Source organism: Massiliimalia massiliensis (genome assembly GCF_900155615.1).
In the GTDB taxonomy this organism is placed as follows: domain Bacteria; phylum Bacillota; class Clostridia; order Oscillospirales; family Ruminococcaceae; genus Massiliimalia; species Massiliimalia massiliensis.
On the sequence record NZ_FUHT01000004.1, the window covers coordinates 687,812 to 710,344 of the forward strand.

At 44.4% G+C, this 22,533-nt stretch carries 23 protein-coding genes and 1 tRNA gene; 11 read left to right on the forward strand and 13 right to left on the reverse strand.

Annotation, left to right across the window (positions count from 1 at the left end):
• Positions 1–3 precede the first annotated feature (3 nt).
• The 6 genes from CZ360_RS11860 to CZ360_RS11885 all read left to right on the forward strand — a co-directional run bounded on the left by CZ360_RS11860 (position 4) and on the right by CZ360_RS11885 (position 5,714).
• Positions 4–1,938: a YgiQ family radical SAM protein gene (locus CZ360_RS11860; protein WP_077534400.1), complete on the forward strand. Its 1,935-nt coding sequence runs from the start codon at positions 4–6 to the stop codon at positions 1,936–1,938.
• The gene (locus CZ360_RS11865) at positions 1,878–2,876 is read left to right on the forward strand and encodes a ComEC/Rec2 family competence protein (RefSeq protein ID WP_077534401.1); all 999 of its coding nucleotides are present in this window, start codon (positions 1,878–1,880) and stop codon (positions 2,874–2,876) included. Before CZ360_RS11860 ends, CZ360_RS11865 begins: the two co-directional genes overlap by 61 nt.
• A 6-nt stretch (positions 2,877–2,882) precedes the next feature.
• Positions 2,883–3,107 carry a DUF3006 domain-containing protein gene (locus tag CZ360_RS11870; RefSeq protein ID WP_077534402.1) on the forward strand — a complete coding sequence of 75 codons (225 nt, stop codon included), beginning with the start codon at positions 2,883–2,885 and terminating at the stop codon, positions 3,105–3,107.
• 81 nt (positions 3,108–3,188) lie between these two features.
• A complete protein-coding gene (miaB, locus tag CZ360_RS11875; RefSeq protein ID WP_324612710.1) occupies positions 3,189–4,622 on the forward strand; it encodes a tRNA (N6-isopentenyl adenosine(37)-C2)-methylthiotransferase MiaB in 1,434 nt (477 codons plus the stop codon).
• A gap of 41 nt (positions 4,623–4,663) precedes the next feature.
• On the forward strand, positions 4,664–5,071 hold the full coding sequence (locus CZ360_RS11880; protein ID WP_077534403.1) for a YlbF/YmcA family competence regulator: 408 nt from the start codon (positions 4,664–4,666) through the stop codon (positions 5,069–5,071).
• A gap of 211 nt (positions 5,072–5,282) precedes the next feature.
• Entirely contained in the window at positions 5,283–5,714 is a 432-nt protein-coding gene (locus CZ360_RS11885) for a flavodoxin family protein (protein ID WP_077534404.1), read from the forward strand.
• Positions 5,715–6,007: 293 nt separating this feature from the next.
• Here the strand turns inward: CZ360_RS11885 and CZ360_RS11890 are convergent.
• Positions 6,008–6,100: transfer RNA gene (locus CZ360_RS11890), tRNA-Ser, on the reverse strand.
• A gap of 57 nt (positions 6,101–6,157) precedes the next feature.
• Positions 6,158–6,601, reverse strand: coding sequence for a CBS domain-containing protein (locus tag CZ360_RS11895; RefSeq protein WP_077534405.1), 444 nt, complete (start codon positions 6,599–6,601; stop codon positions 6,158–6,160).
• Between the two features lie 168 nt (positions 6,602–6,769).
• Here CZ360_RS11895 and CZ360_RS11900 point away from each other — a divergent pair, with 168 nt between their 5' ends.
• From CZ360_RS11900 to CZ360_RS11920, 5 genes are all read left to right on the forward strand, one after another.
• The gene (locus CZ360_RS11900) at positions 6,770–7,210 is read left to right on the forward strand and encodes a VanZ family protein (protein ID WP_159438284.1); all 441 of its coding nucleotides are present in this window, start codon (positions 6,770–6,772) and stop codon (positions 7,208–7,210) included.
• 88 nt (positions 7,211–7,298) lie between these two features.
• Complete coding sequence (locus tag CZ360_RS11905; RefSeq protein WP_077534407.1) at positions 7,299–8,489, forward strand: aminotransferase-like domain-containing protein; 1,191 nt, start codon at positions 7,299–7,301, stop codon at positions 8,487–8,489.
• 29 nt (positions 8,490–8,518) lie between these two features.
• Positions 8,519–9,526: a tryptophan--tRNA ligase gene (trpS, locus tag CZ360_RS11910; RefSeq protein ID WP_077534408.1), complete on the forward strand. Its 1,008-nt coding sequence runs from the start codon at positions 8,519–8,521 to the stop codon at positions 9,524–9,526.
• A gap of 19 nt (positions 9,527–9,545) precedes the next feature.
• Positions 9,546–10,037: a GNAT family N-acetyltransferase gene (locus CZ360_RS11915; RefSeq protein WP_077534409.1), complete on the forward strand. Its 492-nt coding sequence runs from the start codon at positions 9,546–9,548 to the stop codon at positions 10,035–10,037.
• A gap of 58 nt (positions 10,038–10,095) precedes the next feature.
• The gene (locus CZ360_RS11920; RefSeq protein ID WP_077534410.1) at positions 10,096–10,728 is read left to right on the forward strand and encodes a hypothetical protein; all 633 of its coding nucleotides are present in this window, start codon (positions 10,096–10,098) and stop codon (positions 10,726–10,728) included.
• A 44-nt stretch (positions 10,729–10,772) separates the two neighbouring features.
• Here the strand turns inward: CZ360_RS11920 and CZ360_RS11925 are convergent, their stop codons facing one another.
• From CZ360_RS11925 to CZ360_RS11975, 11 genes are all read right to left on the reverse strand, one after another.
• A complete protein-coding gene (locus tag CZ360_RS11925; protein ID WP_077534411.1) occupies positions 10,773–10,982 on the reverse strand; it encodes a hypothetical protein in 210 nt (69 codons plus the stop codon).
• A 12-nt stretch (positions 10,983–10,994) separates the two neighbouring features.
• The gene (locus CZ360_RS11930) at positions 10,995–11,258 is read right to left on the reverse strand and encodes a chorismate mutase (RefSeq protein ID WP_077534412.1); all 264 of its coding nucleotides are present in this window, start codon (positions 11,256–11,258) and stop codon (positions 10,995–10,997) included.
• Positions 11,259–11,401: 143 nt separating this feature from the next.
• Positions 11,402–14,026 carry a bifunctional acetaldehyde-CoA/alcohol dehydrogenase gene (gene adhE / locus CZ360_RS11935; protein ID WP_077534413.1) on the reverse strand — a complete coding sequence of 875 codons (2,625 nt, stop codon included), beginning with the start codon at positions 14,024–14,026 and terminating at the stop codon, positions 11,402–11,404.
• A gap of 233 nt (positions 14,027–14,259) precedes the next feature.
• Positions 14,260–15,246 (reverse strand): tyrosine recombinase XerC, encoded by a 987-nt coding sequence (locus CZ360_RS11940; RefSeq protein ID WP_077534414.1) that lies wholly within the window; start codon positions 15,244–15,246, stop codon positions 14,260–14,262.
• Positions 15,247–15,477: 231 nt separating this feature from the next.
• A complete protein-coding gene (gene gatB, locus CZ360_RS11945) occupies positions 15,478–16,917 on the reverse strand; it encodes an Asp-tRNA(Asn)/Glu-tRNA(Gln) amidotransferase subunit GatB (RefSeq protein WP_077534834.1) in 1,440 nt (479 codons plus the stop codon).
• A 16-nt stretch (positions 16,918–16,933) separates the two neighbouring features.
• The gene (gene gatA, locus CZ360_RS11950; protein ID WP_077534415.1) at positions 16,934–18,397 is read right to left on the reverse strand and encodes an Asp-tRNA(Asn)/Glu-tRNA(Gln) amidotransferase subunit GatA; all 1,464 of its coding nucleotides are present in this window, start codon (positions 18,395–18,397) and stop codon (positions 16,934–16,936) included.
• A gap of 20 nt (positions 18,398–18,417) precedes the next feature.
• A complete protein-coding gene (gene gatC / locus CZ360_RS11955; protein ID WP_077534416.1) occupies positions 18,418–18,684 on the reverse strand; it encodes an Asp-tRNA(Asn)/Glu-tRNA(Gln) amidotransferase subunit GatC in 267 nt (88 codons plus the stop codon).
• A gap of 4 nt (positions 18,685–18,688) precedes the next feature.
• The gene (gene ligA / locus CZ360_RS11960; protein ID WP_077534417.1) at positions 18,689–20,677 is read right to left on the reverse strand and encodes an NAD-dependent DNA ligase LigA; all 1,989 of its coding nucleotides are present in this window, start codon (positions 20,675–20,677) and stop codon (positions 18,689–18,691) included.
• A 159-nt stretch (positions 20,678–20,836) separates the two neighbouring features.
• Entirely contained in the window at positions 20,837–21,112 is a 276-nt protein-coding gene (locus CZ360_RS11965; protein ID WP_159438285.1) for a spore coat protein, read from the reverse strand.
• Positions 21,113–21,135: 23 nt separating this feature from the next.
• The gene (locus CZ360_RS11970) at positions 21,136–21,321 is read right to left on the reverse strand and encodes a hypothetical protein (protein ID WP_077534419.1); all 186 of its coding nucleotides are present in this window, start codon (positions 21,319–21,321) and stop codon (positions 21,136–21,138) included.
• Between the two features lie 51 nt (positions 21,322–21,372).
• On the reverse strand, positions 21,373–22,518 hold the full coding sequence (locus tag CZ360_RS11975) for a glycoside hydrolase family 10-like protein (protein WP_077534420.1): 1,146 nt from the start codon (positions 22,516–22,518) through the stop codon (positions 21,373–21,375).
• Positions 22,519–22,533: the final 15 nt, after the last annotated feature.

A 22,533-nucleotide genomic window follows, 5' to 3' on the forward strand; every position in this document is an offset into this window, starting at 1 on the left:
GGTATGGCGGGATTTTTACCAATCACCAAAAAGGAAATGACGGAGCAGGGCATCCGGCAGTTTGACTTTATCTGTGTAACCGGAGACGCCTATGTAGATCATCCATCCTTTGGCATTGCCATTATTTCCAGGGTATTGGAAAGCCAGGGCTTTTCAGTTGGGATGATTTCTCAGCCGGATTGGAATGGCGATACGGACTTTACGGTATTCGGAAAGCCGAAATATGCGTTTTTAGTCACAGCCGGGAATATTGATTCTATGGTTGCGCATTATACCGTTGCAAAACGGAAGCGGTCTGACGACGCCTATACTCCGGGAGGCAAGGCTGGAAAACGGCCTGACCGGGCGGTTACCGTTTATACCCAGTCCCTAAAGCGGATCTATCCGGAGGTTCCGGTATTGATTGGCGGGCTGGAGGCTTCTCTGCGGCGGTTTGCGCACTATGACTATTGGGATGATAAGGTGCATCCTTCCGTTTTGATGTCTTCCGGCGCCGATCTTTTGATGTATGGGATGGGCGAATTGCAGATTATCGAAATCGGTCGTTGCTTTCGGGAAGGAAAAGCGGTCAGCGAGATGACAGAAATCCGTGGGACATGCTATCTTACTGATCCGGTCAACACGCCTTACGGCGCTGTACAGTGCCCTGATTTTGAAATCGTGGCGAGGGACAAAAAGAGTTATGCAAAAGCGACCAGACAGCAGATGAATGAACAGGACGAGGTTTACGGGAAAACAATCATTCAGCGTCAGGGAAAGAAGATGCTGGTACAAAACCCGCCGATGCGCTCGCTAAGCCAGTCAGAGCTTGACAAGGTGTATGCCTTGCTATATATGCGGATGTATCATCCGAGTTATGAGGCGCTGGGAGGAGTCGCTGCAATTGAAGAGGTTGAATTTTCGATTGCCCATAACCGAGGTTGTTTTGGAGCATGTAATTTCTGTTCTATTGCCTTCCATCAAGGAAGAAAGATTGCGACGCGGAGCGAAGAGTCGGTTATCCGGGAAGCGGAGCTGCTGGCTGCCAATCCCAGATTTAAGGGCTATATCCACGATGTAGGGGGGCCGACGGCTAATTTCAGGCAGCCGTCCTGCAAGAAGCAGCTTACACAAGGGCTTTGCAAAGGAAAAAAATGCTTGGCTCCCTCTCCGTGCAGGCAACTGGAAGCCGATCATACAGAATATCTGGAATTACTGCGTAAAATACGGAAAATAAAAGGCGTCAAACGCGTCTTTATTCGTTCTGGTATCCGTTATGACTATCTAATGGAGGACCGAAACGAGGCGTTTTTTGACGAGCTGGTGCAGTATCATGTCAGCGGACAGCTAAAAGTTGCGCCGGAGCATTGTAGCAATGCGGTGCTGGACAAGATGGGGAAGCCGCATATTGAAACCTATCTTGCTTTTATGAAAAAGTTTTACCAAAAGACAAAGGAAGCGGGCAAAGAGCAGTATCTTGTACCATACCTGATGTCCTCGCATCCTGGCAGTACCCTGCAGGATGCAATCGAATTGGCGCTGTTTTTAAAACAGAACCGCATCCGGCCTGAACAGGTGCAGGATTTTTATCCGACGCCGGGTACTGTTTCCACCTGTATGTATTTTACCGGCCTTGACCCGTACACAATGGAGCCGGTATTTGTCCCCACTGAACCGGAGGATAAGGCAATGCAGCGTGCATTACTGCAGTATTTTCACCCGAAAAACCAAAGACTGGTGTTAAAAGCGCTGAAAAAAGCCAAACGTTTCGACCTGATCGGAACAGGGAAAAACGCGCTGGTAGAGGATGTGCCTGAAAATTTGCGAAAACAGGATGCAAGGCGGCATTCTGCCGGCGCAGTGAAGCAGAGAAACGCACAGAAAGGAAATAAACGTTCATGGCAACCCAAAGAAGGTATCAAAAGAGGAAAAAAAGCAGGCGGAAGAAAACCTCGGTAACGAAAACCGCTTATTCGCTGCTGACGATTGCAGCAGCCTTTGTACTGCTCGTTACGGTCAACTCCTTTTTACCCTTTTCCCCGGCAATCCCCACCTGGCAGAAGATTGCCAATGAGTGGAGAGATTTAACTGTAGACTCGTCTTTTCCGAATACCGAGATTAGCAGTGCGGACGTATCCGTCCACTATATTGACGTCGGACAGGGAAACTGTACGCTGATCCGGACGAAGGAGCATAATATCCTGATTGACGCGGGAGAGAACGACCAGGGGGATACAGTTGTAGCTTATCTGAAAGCGCAGGGTGTGGAACGGCTTGACTATGCGGTGGCTTCCCATCCTCATTCTGATCATATCGGCGGGATGGATGTTGTTATCAATGCGATTCCAACCGAGAATATCATTATGCCGAAGCTGGAAAAGAGTATTGTTCCCACTACGCGGACTTATGAGGATCTTCTAGACGCGATTGAGATGCAGAGGGTCAATGTGATCCAGGCAAATGTGGGAGATGATTATGAAATTGACGGAGCTGTTATGACGATTCTGGGACCTTCCGGAGAATATAATGATCTTAACAACATGTCGGTTGCGGTACGCTTTTCCTACCAAAATATTGCATTCCTTTCCACTGCGGATATGGAGAAAAAGGCGGAGCTCGATCTGCTGGAATATGGGGAAAACCTCAGGGCAAATGTATTTTTGGCGAGCCATCACGGCTCTAAAACGTCGAATACAGAAGAATTTTTGGATCAGGTGGGAGCAGAATATTATGTGATCCAGTGCGGATATCAAAACGAGTACGGACATCCGCATGCGGAGGCGCTCAAACGGTTTGAAGAACGACATGGAGAAATTCTCCGTTCCGATATCCTGGGAAATATCGTCTTTGAAACAGACGGGGAAGGGCTGACGGTTCATACACAGAAGGAAGGATAACCTGAAATGAAACAATATATTGTAGACCGGATTGAGGATGGGTTTGCTGTCCTGGAGACCGAGGAGAAAGAACACCTGTGTTTCCCAGTGAAAAATTTACCGGATGCTATCCGGGAAGGAGATGTATTGATCTGGGAGGAAAATGGCTTCCGGATTGATACCGGGCTGACAGAACAGCGCCGGGAAAGGATCGCGGAGCGTTTGGAACGCCTTTTTTCCAAAAATGATTAAGCTTTGACGAAAAGCTTGATAAATTGAGAAGAAAATGGTATAATTTTAAAATACGTATCATACCAGTGGAGGTTATACTATTTGAGCAAACAGCAAACAATGCTCGTATCGGAAGAGGAGCTGCTTCGCCAGGAAGAATTTTCCCACAGGGTAAAGGAAATTCTGGAAATGCGGTATGGCGACCATATGCCGGTTGCGCATGTGCACAGTTATGGATGCCAGCAGAATGTTTCCGACGGAGAAAAAATAAAGGGAATGCTTGCACGTATGGGATATGGCTTCAGCGAATCTACTGCGGATGCTGACCTTGTGATCTATAATACCTGTGCTGTGCGTGAGAACGCTGAGGATCGTGTTTTTGGCAATGTAGGCGCTCTCAAGCATAACAAGCAGCGACGGCGCGGGATGGTGATTGGACTTTGCGGCTGCATGATGCAGCAGGAGCATATTGTTCACCGTCTGCAAAAGAGCTTCCCTTATGTGGATTTGATCTTTGGCACGCATGTACTGCACCGTTTGCCGGAGCTTTTATATCAGACGCTCAGTACGAGGGAACGCGTTTTTGAGACGCCGGATAGTGACGGTGTCATAGCCGAACATCTCCCGATTCAACGAGACGGTTCGCTAAAGGCATGGGTTCCGATTATGTACGGATGCAACAATTTTTGTACCTATTGCATTGTTCCCTATGTACGCGGAAGGGAACGCAGCCGAACCTCGAGGGAAATCCTTGCAGAAGTAGAGCAGCTTGTGCTGGATGGCTATAAGGAGATTACCCTATTGGGACAGAATGTAAACTCCTATGGGAAGGGTTTAGAAGAAGAAATTAATTTCTCCGGCCTGCTGAGAAAAATTAACAGCCTTGACGGGGATTTCCGAATCCGGTTTATGACCTCCCATCCCAAAGACGCTACCCCGGAGCTGATTGATACCATAGCGGAATGCGAAAAGGTGTGCCATCATCTGCATCTGCCGGTGCAGTCGGGAAGCGACCGGATTTTGCGGGAAATGAACCGGCATTATGATACTGAAAGCTATTTGGAACTGATCCGGTATGCCAGGCAGAGAATCCCGGATATTTCTTTTACGAGCGATATTATCGTCGGTTTTCCCGGAGAAACCAGGGAAGATTTTCTGCAGACGATGGATCTGATCCGTCAGGTAAGATACGATTCCCTATTTACCTTTATCTATTCCAAACGTGTGGGAACAAAAGCGGCTTCTATGGATGATCCGACTCCTGCTGAAGATAAAACAAAATGGCTGATGGAACTGTTGGAGGAACAGAAAAGGATCGGGGAACAGCAGCTCCAGCGTTATGTTGGGGATACGATGAGAGTATTGGCTGACGGCCCGGGAAAAGCCGGTGAAGGATATTTAACTGGGAGGACGGAGCAGAATCTCATTGTCGATTTTCCGGCATCGGAGGAACTGATTGGCAGTTTTGTCGAGGTAACCATTACCAAGGCATTAAATTGGGCTTTACTCGGTGAAATAAATACGTCTCACCGGTAACAATAAAATATAAAACGTTAAGCAAAGAGAGGAATTTGAATATGGAGATTATCGATTTGGCAAGACAAATGGGAAAAGAAATTCAGGCAAGCGAAGAATATAAAGCACTGAATGAGGCGAAGGAAGCAAATGACCACGATGAGGAATTGCAGGATTCTATCGGGAAATTCAATCTAAAGAGAATTGAATTGAGTACAGCAATGTCTGCAGAACAGAAAGATGATGCAAAAATTGCTGATATTGACCGTGAACTGAAAGCAGTCTACCAGTCCATTATGCAGAACCCGCACATGGTTGCGTTTAATAATGCAAAACAAGCGATGGATAAGATGATGAATGAAGTTACGACGATTTTAATGCTGTGTGTCAATGGGGAAGATCCCGAGACCTGTTCTGCGGAACAGTCCGGCTGCACCGGAAGCTGCTCAACCTGCGGCGGCTGCCACTAATAGAAATGAAAAATACCGACAGTAAGTTACTGTCGGTATTTTTTGAATGGTTTTGCCATACAGAAATTATTTTTCACGCTATTATTCACAAAAAAGGGCTGTAATTCTATTCAAGATGTGAAAATAGAAAAACTTTTACAAAAAAACTATAAATTGGGAAAAAAATATGGTATAATAATTTTATATTAAATTATTGGAGGCATTATTTATCATGAAGTTTAAAATGCGTGCATTATATTTTTCTCCCGCTGGAAATACAGAAAAAATGGCTCGTGCAATTGCAAAAGCGCAGGAATCAATCTGTGACCAGATCCCACCTGCATATCCCAGTGAAAATGAAAAGCTGCTGTTCATCGGTGTAGAAATGAAAGGTTCCTCTGCCAATAAGGTTGTCCTTGACCTATGTCGGGATTTAACCCCGTCCAGGGCAAAAAATGTTGCGTTTTTTGCGGTCGGCTCCGGCAATTTCAGTGCGATCGAAGAACTGAAAACCATTGTTAAAGGCAAAGGATTGGAAGTAGTTGGCTCTACATATGAATGTACGGTCAAAGGCGGCTTGTTTAAACAGGGTAAAGTGACAGATGCTGATGTAGATGGTGTCGTTGCCTGGGCTGCTAATATTGTAGATTCCTTGGCTGTGTAGATTTGTAAATGTTATAGGAAAAACGGGTGGGCTAATGCCGCCCGTTTTTTGTTTTTCAATTTACACACATATTAAACATAAATTAGAAAACAAAGACCATTCTATGAAAAAAAGAAGAAATTTTTATCCACAAATATTTACATAATTTTCTAATTATTTACATTTTCACGCAACTTTTCAACATCCGACAGGGAGTGAGTTCCTTGTCGATTTTTTCATTTTTGCGAAAAATTCGGGGATTTTTCGGGGATATAAAAGAAGAACCGCCCATTTTAAGGCGGTTCTAGACTGTTTGGCGGAGAAGGAGGGATTCGAACCCTCGATGCGCTATTAACGCATACACGAGTTCCAGTCGTGCGCCATAAACCGGGCTAGGCGACTTCTCCAAAATAAAAAGCTGTCTCAACACAGCTTTTATATTATATCGTATATTTTTTATTTTGTCAAGATGTTTTTTCAATTTCCATAACAGAATTTTCCGTAAATTTCTGACATTTTGCAGAAAGATACTGAATAATTTTTTTTCTAGTGATGATTCCAATAAAAACCCCGCGGTCATCCACCACAGGAACAAAATTTTGGTTTAATGCATGTGCAATTAAGTCGTCCATACTGGTGTGGACTGTTACGGCTTCAATTTGGAACCGGCGGGGTATTTCCATCAACGGTAAGCCTTCCGCTTCCTTGATATTCAGGGAAAAACGGTTTTTAATTACGTGCAGGAGATCGCCCTCGGTAATTGTGGCAATATACCTGCCATCCCGGTCAATAATTGGTGCAGCGGAATAACCATGATGTTCCAATTTCTCCAATGTTTGTCTTAAGGTATAATCATCATAAACATAAGCGATTTGGTTTTTGGGAGTAATGTTTAATAAAATATTCATGGAGATAACCTCAACTATTTTTTTCTAATGTTACTATATCATATCTTCTTGAACAATTTATGAAATCCTTTTGGTAGAACCGTAAAGATATGGTATAATATTCTATATGCAATGTATATTATTTTAGGCAGTAGGAGCGTGTTTATGGAGAAAAGGCAAATGGGATGGATGATCGTTTTTTTGACTTTGGCCATATCTGTCATGCTGTTTATCCTTTATCAGTCGATGCAGATTGGGGATCATTCTGCACTTTTAAGTCAAAATGTGACATCCCGCCTGAATAATCTGCTGACGGCGCTGCATCTAGATGGAATTATATCAGAATGGCTGGTTAGAAAGCTTGCGCATCTAACAGAGTATGCAGCATTTGGCTTTTTCTGGTGTTTTTTTCTGCGGTTCCGTAATTTGGATGAAAAGACAGGAAAACTGCTTTGCATGACGTTGCTGGCAGGAGGAATACTGGCGGCCCTGGATGAAACGATCCAGCATTTTACACCTGGTAGAAATGGGCAGATCCGGGACGTCCTACTGGATGAAGTAGGTGTTACAATAGGGATCGCCGCTGTTCTGATGATCTTGCTCGTCTCCGGAATGGTCAGAAAAAGGTGAAGGAGATAACCGAAAAATTTTTGCAGGTTCCTGTAATTTATGGTATAATAAAATAATAGAATTTGTGCGATTGAGGAGCGTGTCTGTTTTGAACTTTAACTTTTCAGAAAAAATGGGGAATTTAAAAGCATCTGCCATCAGGGAAATTCTGAAATTTACCGCTGATCCTTCGGTGATTTCGTTTGCTGCCGGGAATCCGTCTGCTGAAGCTTTTCCGACCGAAGAAATTGAACGGATTGCTGATGAAATTTTAACCAAAACCCCGATTGCTGCCTTGCAGTACAGTATTACAGAAGGCTACACGCCGCTGCGGGAAACAATCAAAAAGGTACTGCTTGACCGTGGGGAAACTATTTTTCATGATGAATTTGACGATATTATTATTATGTCCGGCGCCCAGCAGGGAAACGAGCTTTCCTGCAAGGTGTTCTGTGATTCTGGGGATACGCTGGTCTGTGAAAATCCGAGCTTTATCGGAAGCCTGAATTCCTTTAAGTCCTATGGTGTGAATCTGGTCGGCGTACCGCTTTCTGACGGTGGGATTGATCTGGAAAAGCTGGAAAACACGTTGAAAGAAAATCCAAATACCAAGGTGATCTACCTGATTCCGAACTTCCAAAATCCTACCGGAACAACAATGTCCTATGAAAAAAGAAAAGGCGTATTGGAACTGGCAAAAAAATATGATGTTGTGATCCTGGAGGATAATCCATATGGTGATTTGCGTTTTGCCGGAGAGCACGTCCCGTCTATCAAATCTTTGGATACAGAGGGCAGGGTGATTTACTGCGGTTCTTTTTCCAAGATACTTGCTCCTGGTCTGCGAGTCGGCTATGTAGTTGCTCATAAGGAGATCATCCAGAAAATTGTAGTCTGCAAACAGGTAAGCGATGTACATACCAATATTTTGGCTCAGATGATCTGCAACCAGTTTTTATTGGAGAACAGCTATGAGGAGCATTTAAAAAAGCTGCGTGGCATCTACCGTCATAAATGCGGTTTAATGCTGGACAGCCTGAAACAATATGTCAATCCGAAAATCACCTATACAGTACCGGAAGGCGGATTGTTTGTTTGGTGTACGCTGCCGGATGGAGTCAATATGATGGAATTCTGCAGCAATGCAGTACAAAATAAGGTAGCTGTTGTGCCGGGGAATGCTTTTCTGCCTAAGGAAAGCGACCCGACTCAGTCCTTCCGCTTGAACTTCTCCACACCTAGTGATGAAGACATTGTGAAGGGAATCCAGATTCTGGGAGAGCTTTCCAAATCATTATAAACGGAATTAACGATAGGAGGCCAGCTTTTATGGCAGACACACAAGAGAAGAAACAGATTATTTTGAGCGGTATCCAGCCGACCGGAACCTTCACCCTGGGAAATTATATCGGTGCGATCCGCAACTGGGTACATTTACAGGAAGAATATGACTGCGCCTATATGATTGCCGATATGCACTCTTTGACTGTACGGCAGGAACCGGCAAAGCTCAGACAGCAAATCCTGAGCGCGTTTGCGGTATTACTAGCCTGCGGTGTTGATCCCGAAAAAAGCTTGATGTTTATTCAGAGTCATGTTTACCAGCATGCGGAGCTGAACTGGGTTTTGGCCTGTAACACCCAGTTCGGTGAGCTTTCCCGTATGACACAGTTTAAGGATAAGAGCGCGAAACATCCGGAAAATATCAATGCCGGACTGTTTACCTACCCATCCCTAATGGCTGCTGATATTTTGTTATATCAAGCAAACCTTGTTCCGGTCGGCGTCGACCAAAAGCAGCATTTGGAGATCACCCGTGATATTGCAATCCGGTTTAACAATAATTATGGACCTACTTTTACCATTCCGGAACCATATATTCCGGAGGTTGGGGCAAAGGTGATGTCTTTGGCCGATCCGGCTAAAAAAATGTCAAAATCGGATGAAAACCAAAATGCGTTTATTACCATTTTAGACCCGCCGGAAGTGATTATCAGAAAATTTAAACGCGCTGTAACCGACTCTGATATGGAAATCCGGTATGCGGAAGGGAAGGATGGGATCAACAACCTGATGTCTATCTATTCTGTTCTGACTGGGGACAGCTATGAAACGATTGAACGGGATTTCTCTGGAAAGGGATATGGTGACTTTAAACTTGCTGTTGGTGAGGTAGTAGCAGAAGCGCTTCGTCCGATCCGTGAAAATTATGACCGCGTGATGAAGGACAAAGCATATCTAGAAGAAGTTTACCGTGCCGGGGCGCAAAAAGCTGGTTATACAGCAGAAAAAACTATGCGGAAGGTATACCGTAAAGTGGGTTTCCTTGCCAAGTGATCCGGGGTGAATTAAGATCATGAAGCCGAATATTCGTGCATTTGAAGTCAAAGATTTGCCGCAGATGCGGGAAATCTGGAATGAAGTTGTAAAAGATGCGGTTGCTTTTCCGCAGAAGGAACCTTTGCAGGATGACAGGGAAGCGGAAGACTTTTTCGCCGAACAATCTTTCACCGGTGTTCTGGAAGATGCCGGGGAGATAAAAGGACTGTATATTCTTCATCCTAACAATGTCGGACGCTGCGGACATATTTCCAATGCCTCTTTTGCCGTCAAGTCCTCTTACCGGGGAAAAAAGGCGGGTGAGCAGCTCGTAAGGCATTCCCTCCAAAAGGCAAAAGAATTGGGATTTCGTCTGATGCAGTTTAATGCGGTAGTAAGCAGCAATCTTCCAGCTATCCATCTTTATGAGAAGATTGGATTCCAGAGGTTAGGAACGATCCCAGGCGGTTTTCAGATGGGCGATGGAACCTACAGTGATATTATCCTGTTTTATATTGTACTTGTGTAAGCTTAGATCAAGAGCTGTTATAGCACCAGAATTAAAAAGACAGAAAGGTTGAATTTGTATGGCACAAAATGTCCCTCTCTCAAGCTTTAACCCCCAAACCTATTCAGAAAAAGCAGAGTGGCTGAAACGTAGTGGATATCCTATGGCGTTTCTTAAATTTTTTCGGACTATAGGAATTGTATCGTCTGCTTTTTCATTCATTCTGTTGTTTGCTACTGTTTCTACCCTATTTCATCATACCGGAGTATTTCAGCCAATCCATATTTTGGAGGTATTTTTAAATACGGTCAGTACTATTTTCTTTGCGATAGAATCCATTTTCTTTTACTTTATGACCAAAAGCGGTTATATCCTATTTTTAATCGCTACGATTACTTATCCTATACAGGTTTATATTTCTACTGTAAGTATGGGATCTATCAGTGCAACACTGTTTCTATTCTTCATAATTGTCGATTCAGTCTACTATGCTGTATTGAACTTTCTGCTTCTTTGGTATATGGAAAAGCGGCGTTTCTTGTTCGATCAAAAAACCGCACTTCCGATTGCAGTATTTGATCAAGGTCGATGTGTAAAATTGCGTATGACGCCAGCTATCCGTAAACGTTTTATAGTCCTTTATGGTATTTATTTGGGAGTCATGCTTCTGTCTGCATTTGGCTTTTCAATTCTTTGGTTTACCTTTAAATAATGGCTTATAATAAAATGAAAGACGGCGGGAGTTTCCGCCGTCTTTCATTTTGTCTTTCTTTTTCTGGGTTTTGGTATGGGAGTAATCAGATCCAATAGCCGAATTACCTCACAGCACAGCTCAGAGTTTTCAATATCTAAAATATAATGCTCCTTAGAACCGTCATACGGGATTCCTAAAGCAGAACCCGTCATGATCTTATGGATTTCTTCCCGCTCGCATACAAACTCGATATATTCAGCAGAAGTAGCCATAGTATTTCTCCCTTACTTAATTAGGGCGTTTTGATAATCCCGGCTTACCTTCATCAATGTCTGATAAAGCTCTGTGACATAGGGCTTTAGGGTTTCCGGTGATTTTTCTGTCTGGCGCCGGATAATTTCTTCCTCGCGTTTGGGATGAAGAACAGGGAGGTTGTGTTCCTGTTTATATTTTGCCACCTCGATTACTGTCTCCATTCGTTTTGTAAATAGCTTTAACATCTGTTCATCAATCTGGTCGATTGTTTGACGGCATTCTTCTAAATTCATAAAAAGTCCTGCTTTCCCTTAATTTTTTTCTTCTATCATTATAACGGAACTGGCCAAAGCTTGCAAGCGGAAGGGGAGGGAAGGGCAGAAAAAAAGCAGGCGGGAAATCCCAAACCTGCTTTTTTTCAAAACTGAAAAGAAAGTTATTTTTTCAAGCCATAATAAGCTTTTTTGTAGATGTCTTCCAGTTCGGTAACCAGTGGATATCTCGGGTTTGCCGGGGTGCACTGATCTTCGTGCGCTTTTTCAGACAGTTCGTAAACGGTAGCCATAAAGACCTTTTCATCTACGCCGCAGTCCTGAATGCTCTTCGGAATGTTGAGGTAATCGTTCAGCTCGCGGATCGCCGCAATCAGGTTTTTCACGCCTTCTTCCACTGTCGGAGCTGGGATGCCTGCAACACGGGCAATTTCAGCATAGCGCTGATCTGCTTTGAAGTGGTCGTATTTTGGCCAGGTTGCAAATTTAGTCGGTTTCTGAGCGTTGTATTCTACAACCCAAGGCAACAGAATTGCGTTAGCGCGTCCATGTGGAATGTGATATTCACCGCCCAGCTTATGAGCCAGGGAGTGGTTGATTCCCAGGAAGGCATTGGTAAACGCCATACCAGCCATACAGGAAGCATTGTGCATTTTTTCTCTTGCCTTGGAGTCACCATCATAGGATTTTTTCAGATTTTCAAATACCAATTTGATTGCCTGGAGCGCAAGGCCATCAGTATAATCGGAAGCCAATACAGAGACATATGCTTCAATTGCATGGGTCAAGACGTCCATACCACAGTCGGCAACCAAGCTCTTTGGCAGAGTCTGAACAAACTGCGGGTCAATAATTGCAACATCCGGGGTCAGCTCGTAGTCAGCAAGCGGGTATTTGATATTATTTTTCTTATCTGTAATAACAGAGAAGGAGGTAACTTCAGAACCAGTACCGGAGGTGGTTGGGATACAAACCATCTGTGCTTTTGTGCCCAGTTTCGGGAAATGGAAAGCACGTTTCCGGATATCCATAAATTTCATTCTTAAGCCGTCAAAAGAGGTGTCGGGATGTTCATAGAACAGCCACATACCCTTTGCAGCATCCATTGCAGAACCACCGCCAAGCGCGATGATGACATCCGGCTGGAAGTTATTCATAGCAGCAACGCCACGCATAATGGTTTCTACAGACGGGTCTGATTCAACAGAATCAAAGATTTCGGAATGGCAGTAATCCGGTCTTTTTCTCAGATAATGCAGAACCTTGTCAACATTTCCTAATTTTACCATCATCGGGTCGGTAACAATAAATGCACGGCTGATATCCGGCATTTTTTCCAGATACTGAATCGAATCGTCTTCAAAGTAAATTTTCGGCGGAACCTTGAACCACTGCATATTCGTTCTCCTTTTTGCGACACGTTTAATGTTAACCAGATTACTGGAAGAAACGTTCTGGGTTGTGGAGTTGCGTCCAAAGGAACCGCAGCCAAGGGTCAGGGAAGGCATGCTGGTGTTATAAATATCGCCGATACCGCCCTGAGAAGACGGAGAGTTAACAATGACGCGGCCAACCTGCATTGCTTCGCCAAATCTGGTCACCATATCGTTATCAGTGGTGTGAATAGAAGCAGAGTGTCCCATACCGCCAAGAATAAGCATTTCTTTACATTTTTCGAAGCCTTCCTCTTCGCCGTCAACAACGATATAAGCGAGAACAGGGGAGAGCTTTTCTTTGGAAAGCGGATATTCTTCGCCAACACCAGGAATTTTTGCAATAAGGATCTTGGTATCTTCCGGTACAGAGAAGCCGGCATTCTTCGCAATCCAATACGGAGACTGGCCAACAATTGTGCCATTTAAAGAATGTCCTTTGTCAGCAGGGAAGCAGAATTCAGAAAGAAGCGGAATTTCTTTTTCCTTTACAAAGTAGCATCCGTTTTCAGTCATGATGCGTTCAAATTCCGGAGCAACTTCTTTATCTACAATCGCAGCCTGCTCAGAAGCACAAATCATACCGTTGTCAAAGGTTTTCGAGAGCATAATGTCATTGCAAGCAGCCGGCATATCGGAGGATTTGTTGATATAAGCCGGTACGTTACCAGGGCCTACGCCCAACGCCGGCTTACCAGCGCTGTAAGCAGCCTTTACCATGCCGGGGCCACCGGTAGCCAGGATCATTGCAACACCCGGGTGATTCATCAGGGCATTGGTTGCTTCGATAGACGGATATTCAACCCACTGGATGCAGTTTTTCGGAGCGCCAGCCTTCACAGCAGCGTCCAACAGCAGTTTTGCAGTCGCAACACAGCACTGCTGAGCAGATGGATGGAAACCAAAAATAATCGGGTTTCTGGATTTGATGGAACTCAGCGCCTTAAAGATAGTGGTAGAAGTCGGGTTTGTTACCGGGGTAACACCGCAGATTACGCCAATCGGTTCTGCAATTTCAATATAGCCTTCCAGCTCGTTATCATTGATGATCCCGACTGTTTTCATGTTTTTGATCGCGTGCCAGATGTATTCAGAGGCATATAAATTTTTAATGATCTTATCTTCATATACGCCGCGTTTGGTTTCTTCGACAGCCAATTTTGCAAGTTTCATGTGTTTGTCCAGAGCAGCAAGCGCCATTTCATGAACGATATGGTCAATCTGTTCCTGATCATATTTCATGAATTCCTGCAAAGCGACCTGCGCTTTGGCAACATGATCATTGATGATTGCTTGTACATCCGGTTGGTTGGTCTTTGCAGTTTCTTTTTTTACTGCTTCTTTCTTTTCAGCCATAAGAAAACCTCCAATTTATATTGTTTTAAATTGTTTGGACGATTTTATTGTTAATTCCTTAACAATTACATTATAATAAACTAAGGAAGAAAAGTCAAGAGATATTGATATTTTTTTATCAAAGTTCATGTATAATTTTACCTACAAATAGAATGCTAATTTGTTTAACTTTACAAAAAAGATTCCAATTATCTCCAAGACTATTATATCACAGAATTACAGTGAGATACAATTTATTTTTTTTGATTGATTTTCTTGCCAGCATTAGCTAATGGGTTGCTTTGCGCTGCTTTTTTTATTTGTTCGTTTGACACATGCGTATAGATTTGCGTGGTACCTAAATTAGTATGTCCTAAAATTTCCTGAAGAATCCTGACATCGACATTTCCATGCTGATACATCATAGTAGCCGCTGTATGGCGGAGCTTATGCGGCGAATATCCCATACCAGACAAACCGGATAATTTAAGATATTTTTCTACGATCCGTTCTACCTGACGTGCTCCAAGGCGTGTTCCACGACGGGAAATGAATAACGCTTTTTTTGCCTCGGAATGAATAGAAGCTAGATTCTGGTTCCGTATAACCAGATAGTCTGAAATGGCCTGTAAGCATCCGCCGTTTAAATAAACAATCCGTTCCTTATTGCCTTTGCCGCGCAATAAGAGCGTGTCGTCCCGGATATCATTTAAATTGATTCCCACCAGCTCGCTAAGCCGCATGCCGCAATTTAGGAAAAGCAAAATAATACAGTAGTCCCGTTCCTTATCCGGCCCGTCTATAACATTTAAAAGCTCATAGCAGTGCTCCAAGGTCAGGTATTTCGGCAGCGTCTTTTTAATGCTGGGGATTTCCAGGTTTTCTACTGGATTTTCATCTAACAGCTTCATATTTACGGTCAAATACTTAAAAAAGACACGAATGCAGGAAACCTTTCTCGCGCGCGTTTTTGCTTGGTTGTCCCGGTCTGTAGAGACATAATGAAGAAACTCATAGACATCGGATAGGGTAATCGAACGGACAAACCCAATGTCCAAGTCCTGGATGGAAATCTGCGAGAGATCTTCGACAGGAGCACACTTTTTTTTATGTAATTTCATAAAGCGAAAAAAGGTGCAAAGATCGGTATAATATCCTTTAATTGTTCGGGGAGAACGTCCTTTGATCGTCTCCATATAAAATAGAAATTCCCGCATAAAATCTGGACATTGATCATACATATGAAAAACTCCTTTATAGCTAAACAATACCTGAAATACAGCCGGTTGTCAACAGGTTTTTCCAGAAAACTATGTTGGTGATCGTAGTTTGTCGGCGATCCCCTGAATGTCGTTAAATTTTTATTTAACGACATAATGTATATTAGAGTTTAACACATTTTCCGTCTCATTGCAAGTATCAAAAAGAACCAGTTTCATGTGATGTGACTGGTTCTTTTTGATGTTTCTTATTTATTCACCGCTTAAAGCTGCAAGCAACAACTCTTTTAATTTTTGCGGATTGCCCTGGCCTTTTGTAGCTTTCATACATTGACCGGTCAGATATCCCAACGCGTTGGTTTTGCCGTTTCTATAATCAGCAACGGACTTTTCATTGCCAGCTAAAACGTCAGCTACAACCTTTTCTAATGCGCCTTCATCTGAAATCTGCATCAGGCCCTTTTCCTTGATGACATCCATAGGTTCACGATTTTCCTGAAGCAGTACTTCAAACACCTGCTTTGCCGCCGCATTGGAAATTTTTCCGCTCTCAATATAGCTAATCAATTCGGCCAGCTTGTTTGGAGTCAATTGAGTATCAGATAAGGATTTCCCGGTCTCGTTCATAAATTTGGAAATATCTCCCAATATCCAGTTGGCGGCGGTCTTGGCATTGCATGCTTTTGCCGCGACAACTTCTTCAAACCAAGCAGATTTTTCCATGCTGTCAATGATCGTCTCAGCGTCAGTCTGACTCAGGCCGAATTCGGTGACATAGCGGATCACCTTAAGGTTTGGCAGTTCAGTAATGGACTCTTTCAGCTCATCCACCTTTTCCTGTGAAACAACAATGGTCGGCAGGTCAGGTTCTGGGAAATAACGGTAATCCTGCGCGTCCTCTTTGCTTCGCAGCAATTCGTTTACTCCCCTGGCATCATCCCAGCGCCTTGTCTCCTGGGTAATTGTTCCTCCATTTTCCAGTACCTCAATCTGTCGTGCCGCTTCATAATCGATGGCACGGACAGCGCCGCTAAAGGTATTGACGTTTTTCATTTCGACACGAGTACCGAACGCGTCGCTTCCCTTCGGGCGGACTGAAACATTTACGTCGCAGCGAATAGAGCCTTCCTGCATTTTACAGTCGGAGATATCCAGATACAGTAAAATAGATTTTAAGGCCTCAAGATATGCTTTTGCATCTGCGGAGCTGCGGAAATCCGGTTCTGATACGATTTCAATCAGAGGCACGCCGCAGCGGTTGAAGTCCACTAAAGAACCGTCAAAGCTTTCCCCGCCATGGAGCAGCTTTCCGGCGTCTTCTTCGATATGGATTCGGGTTACACCGAATTTTTTGACCTCCCCTTCTACCATGACTTCTACATAGCCATGTTCACAAAGCGGGATATCAAATTGGGAAATCTGATAAGCCTTCGGCAAATCCGGGTAAAAGTAATTTTTGCGGTCCTGCTTGCAGATCCGGTTGATATCACAATGAAGCGCGTGCCCCATCTTGATTGCCTTTTCTACCACCTTTTCGTTCAGAGTGGGCAGCGTCCCCGGCATTCCCATACAAATTGGGCAGCACTGGGTATTGACTTCCAGGCCAAACGCGTTATGGCATTCGCAGTATATTTTTGATTTGGTATTCAGCTCGGCATGAACCTCCAGGCCGACAACAATTTCATATTCCATTTCTTCCATGCCTCCCCTATTTGATCTCCGGAATCTGGTTGAATCCGCCGACAGCCTGTTCATACGCAAGCGCAGTATTCAGCAGCTTCTGTTCGCTGAATTTTGCGCCGATTAGCTGAAGCCCTACCGGAAGACCGGTTTCATCTTTTCCGCACGGAATGCTCAAAGCCGGAAGTCCGGCAATATTGACGGTGACAGTACAAATATCAGTCGCATACATTTTCAGCGGATCGCCGATATTTTCCCCCAGTTTAAACGCGGTATCCGGCGAAGTTGGCGTGAGGATTACATCACAGCTTTCAAAAGCCTGGCGGAACTCCTCCCCAATCTGTTTCTGGAGCAGTTTTGCGCGTTTATAATATGCGTCGTAATAACCGCTGCTCAGCACAAAGGTGCCAAGCAGGATACGGCGTTTTACTTCATCTCCAAAGCCTTCGCTTCTGGTTTTTTCGTAGAGTTCTTCCAGATTCCGATAGTCCTTTGCGCGGTAACCGTATTTTACTCCGTCAAACCTGGCGAGGTTGGAGGAGGCCTCCGCTGAAGAAATAATGTAATAAGCGTTCAGGGCATAATCTGTGCTTGGAAGAGAAATTTCCTTCACAGCCGCACCCTGACGCTCCATCTCTTTGACTGCCTCCATCACCTTGGATTTTACAGTATCGGAAACACCCGCTCCGAAGTACTCTTTCGGCAGGCCGATGACCTTCCCTTTGATATCAGGCTGCAAAGAGGCATTAAAGTCCGCATATTCCCGCATTGCGGAGGTTGCGTCATGCGGGTCATGTCCGCAGATTGCAGAATAAAGCATTGCAACATCGGATACGCTTCTTCCCAGAGGCCCGATTTGATCCAGAGAGGAAGCAAACGCAACCAAACCATAACGGGAAACAGAGCTATAGGTCGGTTTCAGGCCGACTACGCCGCAGTAGGAGGCCGGCAAGCGGATCGAACCGCCGGTATCAGAACCGAGCGCCAGTACCGCTTCTCCAGCGCTGACGGCAGCGCCGCTTCCGCCTGAGGAGCCGCCCGGAACGCAGTCAAGACGGTTAGGATTACTGGTCTTTTTAAAATAGGATGTTTCTGTAGAGGAACCCATGGCGAATTCATCCATATTCACCTTCCCAACCGGGACATAATCACAGGAATCCAGTTTTTCAATAACAGTCGCATTGTAAGGCGGGACAAAGTTTTCCAGCATTCTGGAGGCACAGGTGGTTTTTACGCCTTTTGTGCAGATATTATCCTTAATTGCAATCGGGATGCCAGCCAGGTCGTGCAGCGGTTCTCCTGCCGCACGTTTCTGATCCACCTCTTCCGCTTTTTTCAGAGCCAGTTCTTCTGTTACGGTAACATAGGCGTTCACTTGATTTTCAACAGCATGAACCCGCTTTAAAACGGATTCCGTTACCTCTACTGCACTGCATTCTTTCTTCTTTAGCATAGACGACAATTCTGTCGCGGTATACTGATACATTTCCATCAAAACTCCGCCTTCCCTCTTTATTCTACTACCTTTGGCACCACAACACATCCGGCTTTTGTCTGCGGAGCGTTCTGCATCAATGCATCCCGTTTAAAATGCTGGGCTGCTGTATCTTCCCGAAGGATCATTGGATTGGATGGGTCAATCAGAGCGCCGGTATCGTCCAGCTGCGGCAGATTTTGGATCATATCGACGATTTTTTCCATCTCTTCTGCAAATTTTTCTTCTTCCTGCGCAGTGATCCGCAGCTTGGAAAGCTTTGCAATATGCTTGATATCAATCATGGTTTTATTCCTCCGTTTGATTTATCATCTCAAGGAACTCTGTCTCGGACAAAACCGGAACCCCGAGGTCTGCGGCTTTTTTCAGCTTGCTGCCGCCGGCTTCTCCGGCAAGCAGGTAGCTTGTCTTTTTGGAGACGCTGCCCGATACCTTTCCCCCATTTCTTTCTATTATATCCTTTGCTTCATTTCTTGTAAAGTGATTTAAAGTCCCGGTAATGACAAACGTCAGATTGCTCAATAAACTGCCCTTCAATTTTGATTCATGGGTCATATTGACCCCGGCTTCCCTCAACCGCTGGATGAGCTCCCGGGATTTTTCCCGTGAAAAATACTCGGTGATATTCTGCGCCATTACCTGCCCAATCCCGTCAATTGCGGTAATCTCATCACAGGAAGCATTCATTACTTTATCGATTGTATCAAAGGCTTCACAGAGCAGCTCCGCGCCCTTTTTCCCCACGTTGCGGATGCCGAGCGCAAAGATAAGAAGCGCCAGGTCATTTTCTTTGGAGCGTTCAATTGAGGTCAGGAGGTTATCGACAGACTTATCCCCCATCCGCTCCAATTCCAACAAGTCTTCACGGCGGAGGTAATAAAGGTCTGCTTCATCTGCCATTAGGTGATTGTCTACCAGCGATTCGATAATTGCAGGCCCAAGCCCGTCGATATTCATCGCGTCCCGGGAAGCGAAATGGATCATATTTTTCAGAAGCGTGGCCGGACAGAACGGATTAATACACCGCAGTGCCGCTTCCCCTTCCAGCTTGACAGCCTGTTCCCCGCAGGAGGGACAATTTTTTGGAATATAATAAGGTACGCTGGCAGGAGCATGGCTGACTGAGCGGACAACCTCCGGGATAATTTCTCCGGCCTTCCGGATTACGATTCGGTCACCAATACGGATATCCTTTTCTGTAATGTAGTCCTGATTGTGGAGGACAGCGCGGCTGACAGAGCTTCCTGCCAGCAAAATCGGTTCAAATACAGCCGTTGGAGTCAGCACACCAGTCCGGCCAACACTGATTTCGATATCCAGCAGAGTGCTTTCCTTCTCTTCCGGCGGATATTTAAAGGCAACTGCCCATTTTGGGTATTTGGCAGTACTGCCGAGCTGTTCCCGTTCCTGTAAATTATTTACCTTTACAACTGCGCCGTCGATATCAAAAGAAAATTGATCCCGACGTTCCCCGATCTTTTCAATATCTCTAACCGCTTCGTCAATGGTACTGAAGGTATGATACCATGGCGAGACAGTAAATCCCAGCTCTTTCAGGAAATCTAAGCTCTGGCTGTGCGTATCCAATGCTGCCCCTTCGATCCGCTGAACGTTGAATATAAAAATATCCAGCTTTCTCTTAGCGGCAATTTTAGGGTCTTTCTGCCGCAGGGAACCGGCTGCCGCATTCCTCGGATTTTTAAACGGAACCTCGTCATTTAATTCCTGCTGTTCCACCAGCTTGAGAAAGGTCTTTTTTGGCATATAAACCTCTCCGCGCACCTCTAAAAAAGGAATCGGCCGCGTGAGCTTTAACGGGATATTGTGGATTGTTTTGAGATTGGCAGTAACATCCTCCCCGACAAATCCGTCTCCCCGGGTAGAACCGCGTGTAAAAATCCCGTTTACGTATTCCAGTGAAACTGACAGCCCGTCAATCTTTGCCTCTACGACATATTCCGGCTGTTCAATCACCTTTTTGACCCGTTCGTCAAATTCGCGGATTTCATCCAGGTCAAATACATCCTGCAGACTTCCCATCTGCACCTCATGCGTGACCTTTTCGAACAGGTTTGAAGCTTCTCCGCCTACCCGCTGAGTTGGCGAATCTGGAGTAACCAGTTCAGGATGGCTGGCTTCAAGCTGTTTTAATTCATTCATCAGCAGATCATAATCATAATCGCTGACTGACGGGTTGTCCTCATTGTAATATTGATTGGCATATTGGTTGATTTTTTTTCTGAGTTTTTCAATTCTTTCTTTGACTGCCTGATCCATTACATTTCCAAACCTTTCTCTCATTACTGTAATATTTTATTATAATATAAATCATATTTTATTTTTGTCGAACTTTGTCTTTTATTATATCACAACAAGTAAAAAAATGGTATCAAGTAAAAATAAAAAACCACAAGTAAATTTACTTGTGGTTTTTTATTAAAGGTCTTTTAACTGATTGGTATATTTTTCTTTTGTGGACTGAATTTTTTGATAATCTGCATTCTCGCTTTCAGCCCAGCCGCGTTTTGAAAACTCATCGTACATTTCTGTATAAATCTGGTGCTGATCCGACAGAATATAGAGCATCTGCTGTTTCACACGGCTGGTGCTGCTGTCATTGACAGCGGAATTATATAAATTAGACAGCCATCGTTCGGTACAGATAAAATCGAACAGCAGGTCGTGGTCAAGCTTTATTTTTTCCTGATCCATGTTACAGTTTTTCCTCCTATTTTTTAACTGATTGTATCCAATAGCTTCATATAATGGTCTGCATGTCGGGCGGCAATCTGCTCGCATTTAATTTTGAGCTGTGGATCATTGCAAAACTGATAACAGAATTTGTATTTCCGCACCATGGCTTGCTCATATTGAAGCTGCTGTTCCAGCATATGGAGCTCCTGTTGTGTTAAACCGGGCATCGATTTTTTCTCCTTTCATGACAACAATTTCCTGTTGTTATCATGCCCGGTTTAAACCAGATTATCATATCGAAATAAAATGTATCCCTCTGAATTTTCTCTTTGATTTACCTCGTCAATTTCCTGCTGCAAGATGTCGGTATCCGCGAATTTATAAGCAGCCAAACCTACATAAAGCTTAACCGGAGAATCCTCTACCAGCTTCTCCCATTTTTCTAAAACAGTCAGAAATGGTGCTTCCTCATTATCAAATTCCCAATAGATCTGCGGGGCTACATAGTCCAGATACCCTTCTTCGGTGCACCAGAGGGATAGATTGGTGAGCTGGCTTTGGTCAGAGGCGGGCTGGTTACCATAATTTCCGGCTGGACTGATGCCAAATAAAAGATTTTCGTCTTTCTTTTTGACACATGTATAGATTTGTTTTACCATATCGGTAACATTTTTTCTTCCCTGCTCCTCATTCTGACCGAAATCAGATGGCTTTACCTTATCATAAAAGTAGTCGTCAATCTGTATTCCGTCGATCTCATAATTCTCAATCAATTCCTGAACGCCCTGGACAATCAGTTCCTGGACATCGCTGTTTCCTGCGTTAAGATACCAGTAACCATCTTTTCCCTGAGCCATAAAGTCGTTATTCTGATACCATTTTTTAATCAGAAATGCGTCCGATACCTGCTCCATTTCCTCGTCTTTCATCAGGCGGTACGGGTTAATCCATGCATGGACGGAAAGTCCCTCTTTCCGGGAAAGTTCAATCAAAATTTTGAACGGGTCAAAATCACAGGCTTTCCCGACCGTTCCGCTTGCGTGGGAAGACCAGGGATAAAGCTTGGAGGGGTAATAGGCGTCTCCATGAGAACGTACCTGAACAATTAAGGTGTTTAATTCTTTCTTTTTGCAGTTTTGAACCATGTCTGTAATTTCCGTTCGGTATGAATCTTCTGATTTCCCGCTCAGCATGTGGTCGAATTCCAGATAGGAAATCCAGACGCCCCGCATAGTATCGGATGAACCGCTTGCGTTATGGCCGGTGATGGGGACATTGGCGGCTGGAAATTCCGAGACAGGGAAATCTTCAGATTCTGAACTAACGGGTTCCTGCTGACCCCCATATAGGGTACAGGATGACAGAAACAGGGCTAGACTGAGAAAACTGCCTAAAGCACGACATAGTGTCCTGAAATTCTTCATAAAACGATTTTTCTC

What these genes read in the sequence shown, in the direction of transcription:
- CZ360_RS11860 (WP_077534400.1), top strand. Translation starts at nt 4, where the DNA reads ATGGCGGGATTTTTACCAATCACCAAAAAGGAAATGACGGAGCAGGGC.
- CZ360_RS11865 (WP_077534401.1), top strand. Translation starts at nt 1,878, where the DNA reads ATGGCAACCCAAAGAAGGTATCAAAAGAGGAAAAAAAGCAGGCGGAAG.
- CZ360_RS11870 (WP_077534402.1), top strand. Translation starts at nt 2,883, where the DNA reads ATGAAACAATATATTGTAGACCGGATTGAGGATGGGTTTGCTGTCCTG.
- CZ360_RS11880 (WP_077534403.1), top strand. Translation starts at nt 4,664, where the DNA reads ATGGAGATTATCGATTTGGCAAGACAAATGGGAAAAGAAATTCAGGCA.
- CZ360_RS11885 (WP_077534404.1), top strand. Translation starts at nt 5,283, where the DNA reads ATGAAGTTTAAAATGCGTGCATTATATTTTTCTCCCGCTGGAAATACA.
- CZ360_RS11895 (WP_077534405.1), bottom strand. Translation starts at nt 6,601, where the DNA reads ATGAATATTTTATTAAACATTACTCCCAAAAACCAAATCGCTTATGTT.
- CZ360_RS11900 (WP_159438284.1), top strand. Translation starts at nt 6,770, where the DNA reads ATGATCGTTTTTTTGACTTTGGCCATATCTGTCATGCTGTTTATCCTT.
- trpS (WP_077534408.1), top strand. Translation starts at nt 8,519, where the DNA reads ATGGCAGACACACAAGAGAAGAAACAGATTATTTTGAGCGGTATCCAG.
- CZ360_RS11915 (WP_077534409.1), top strand. Translation starts at nt 9,546, where the DNA reads ATGAAGCCGAATATTCGTGCATTTGAAGTCAAAGATTTGCCGCAGATG.
- CZ360_RS11920 (WP_077534410.1), top strand. Translation starts at nt 10,096, where the DNA reads ATGGCACAAAATGTCCCTCTCTCAAGCTTTAACCCCCAAACCTATTCA.
- CZ360_RS11925 (WP_077534411.1), bottom strand. Translation starts at nt 10,982, where the DNA reads ATGGCTACTTCTGCTGAATATATCGAGTTTGTATGCGAGCGGGAAGAA.
- CZ360_RS11930 (WP_077534412.1), bottom strand. Translation starts at nt 11,258, where the DNA reads ATGAATTTAGAAGAATGCCGTCAAACAATCGACCAGATTGATGAACAG.
- adhE (WP_077534413.1), bottom strand. Translation starts at nt 14,026, where the DNA reads ATGGCTGAAAAGAAAGAAGCAGTAAAAAAAGAAACTGCAAAGACCAAC.
- CZ360_RS11940 (WP_077534414.1), bottom strand. Translation starts at nt 15,246, where the DNA reads ATGTATGATCAATGTCCAGATTTTATGCGGGAATTTCTATTTTATATG.
- gatB (WP_077534834.1), bottom strand. Translation starts at nt 16,917, where the DNA reads ATGGAATATGAAATTGTTGTCGGCCTGGAGGTTCATGCCGAGCTGAAT.
- gatA (WP_077534415.1), bottom strand. Translation starts at nt 18,397, where the DNA reads ATGGAAATGTATCAGTATACCGCGACAGAATTGTCGTCTATGCTAAAG.
- gatC (WP_077534416.1), bottom strand. Translation starts at nt 18,684, where the DNA reads ATGATTGATATCAAGCATATTGCAAAGCTTTCCAAGCTGCGGATCACT.
- ligA (WP_077534417.1), bottom strand. Translation starts at nt 20,677, where the DNA reads ATGGATCAGGCAGTCAAAGAAAGAATTGAAAAACTCAGAAAAAAAATC.
- CZ360_RS11965 (WP_159438285.1), bottom strand. Translation starts at nt 21,112, where the DNA reads ATGGATCAGGAAAAAATAAAGCTTGACCACGACCTGCTGTTCGATTTT.
- CZ360_RS11970 (WP_077534419.1), bottom strand. Translation starts at nt 21,321, where the DNA reads ATGCCCGGTTTAACACAACAGGAGCTCCATATGCTGGAACAGCAGCTT.
- CZ360_RS11975 (WP_077534420.1), bottom strand. Translation starts at nt 22,518, where the DNA reads ATGAAGAATTTCAGGACACTATGTCGTGCTTTAGGCAGTTTTCTCAGT.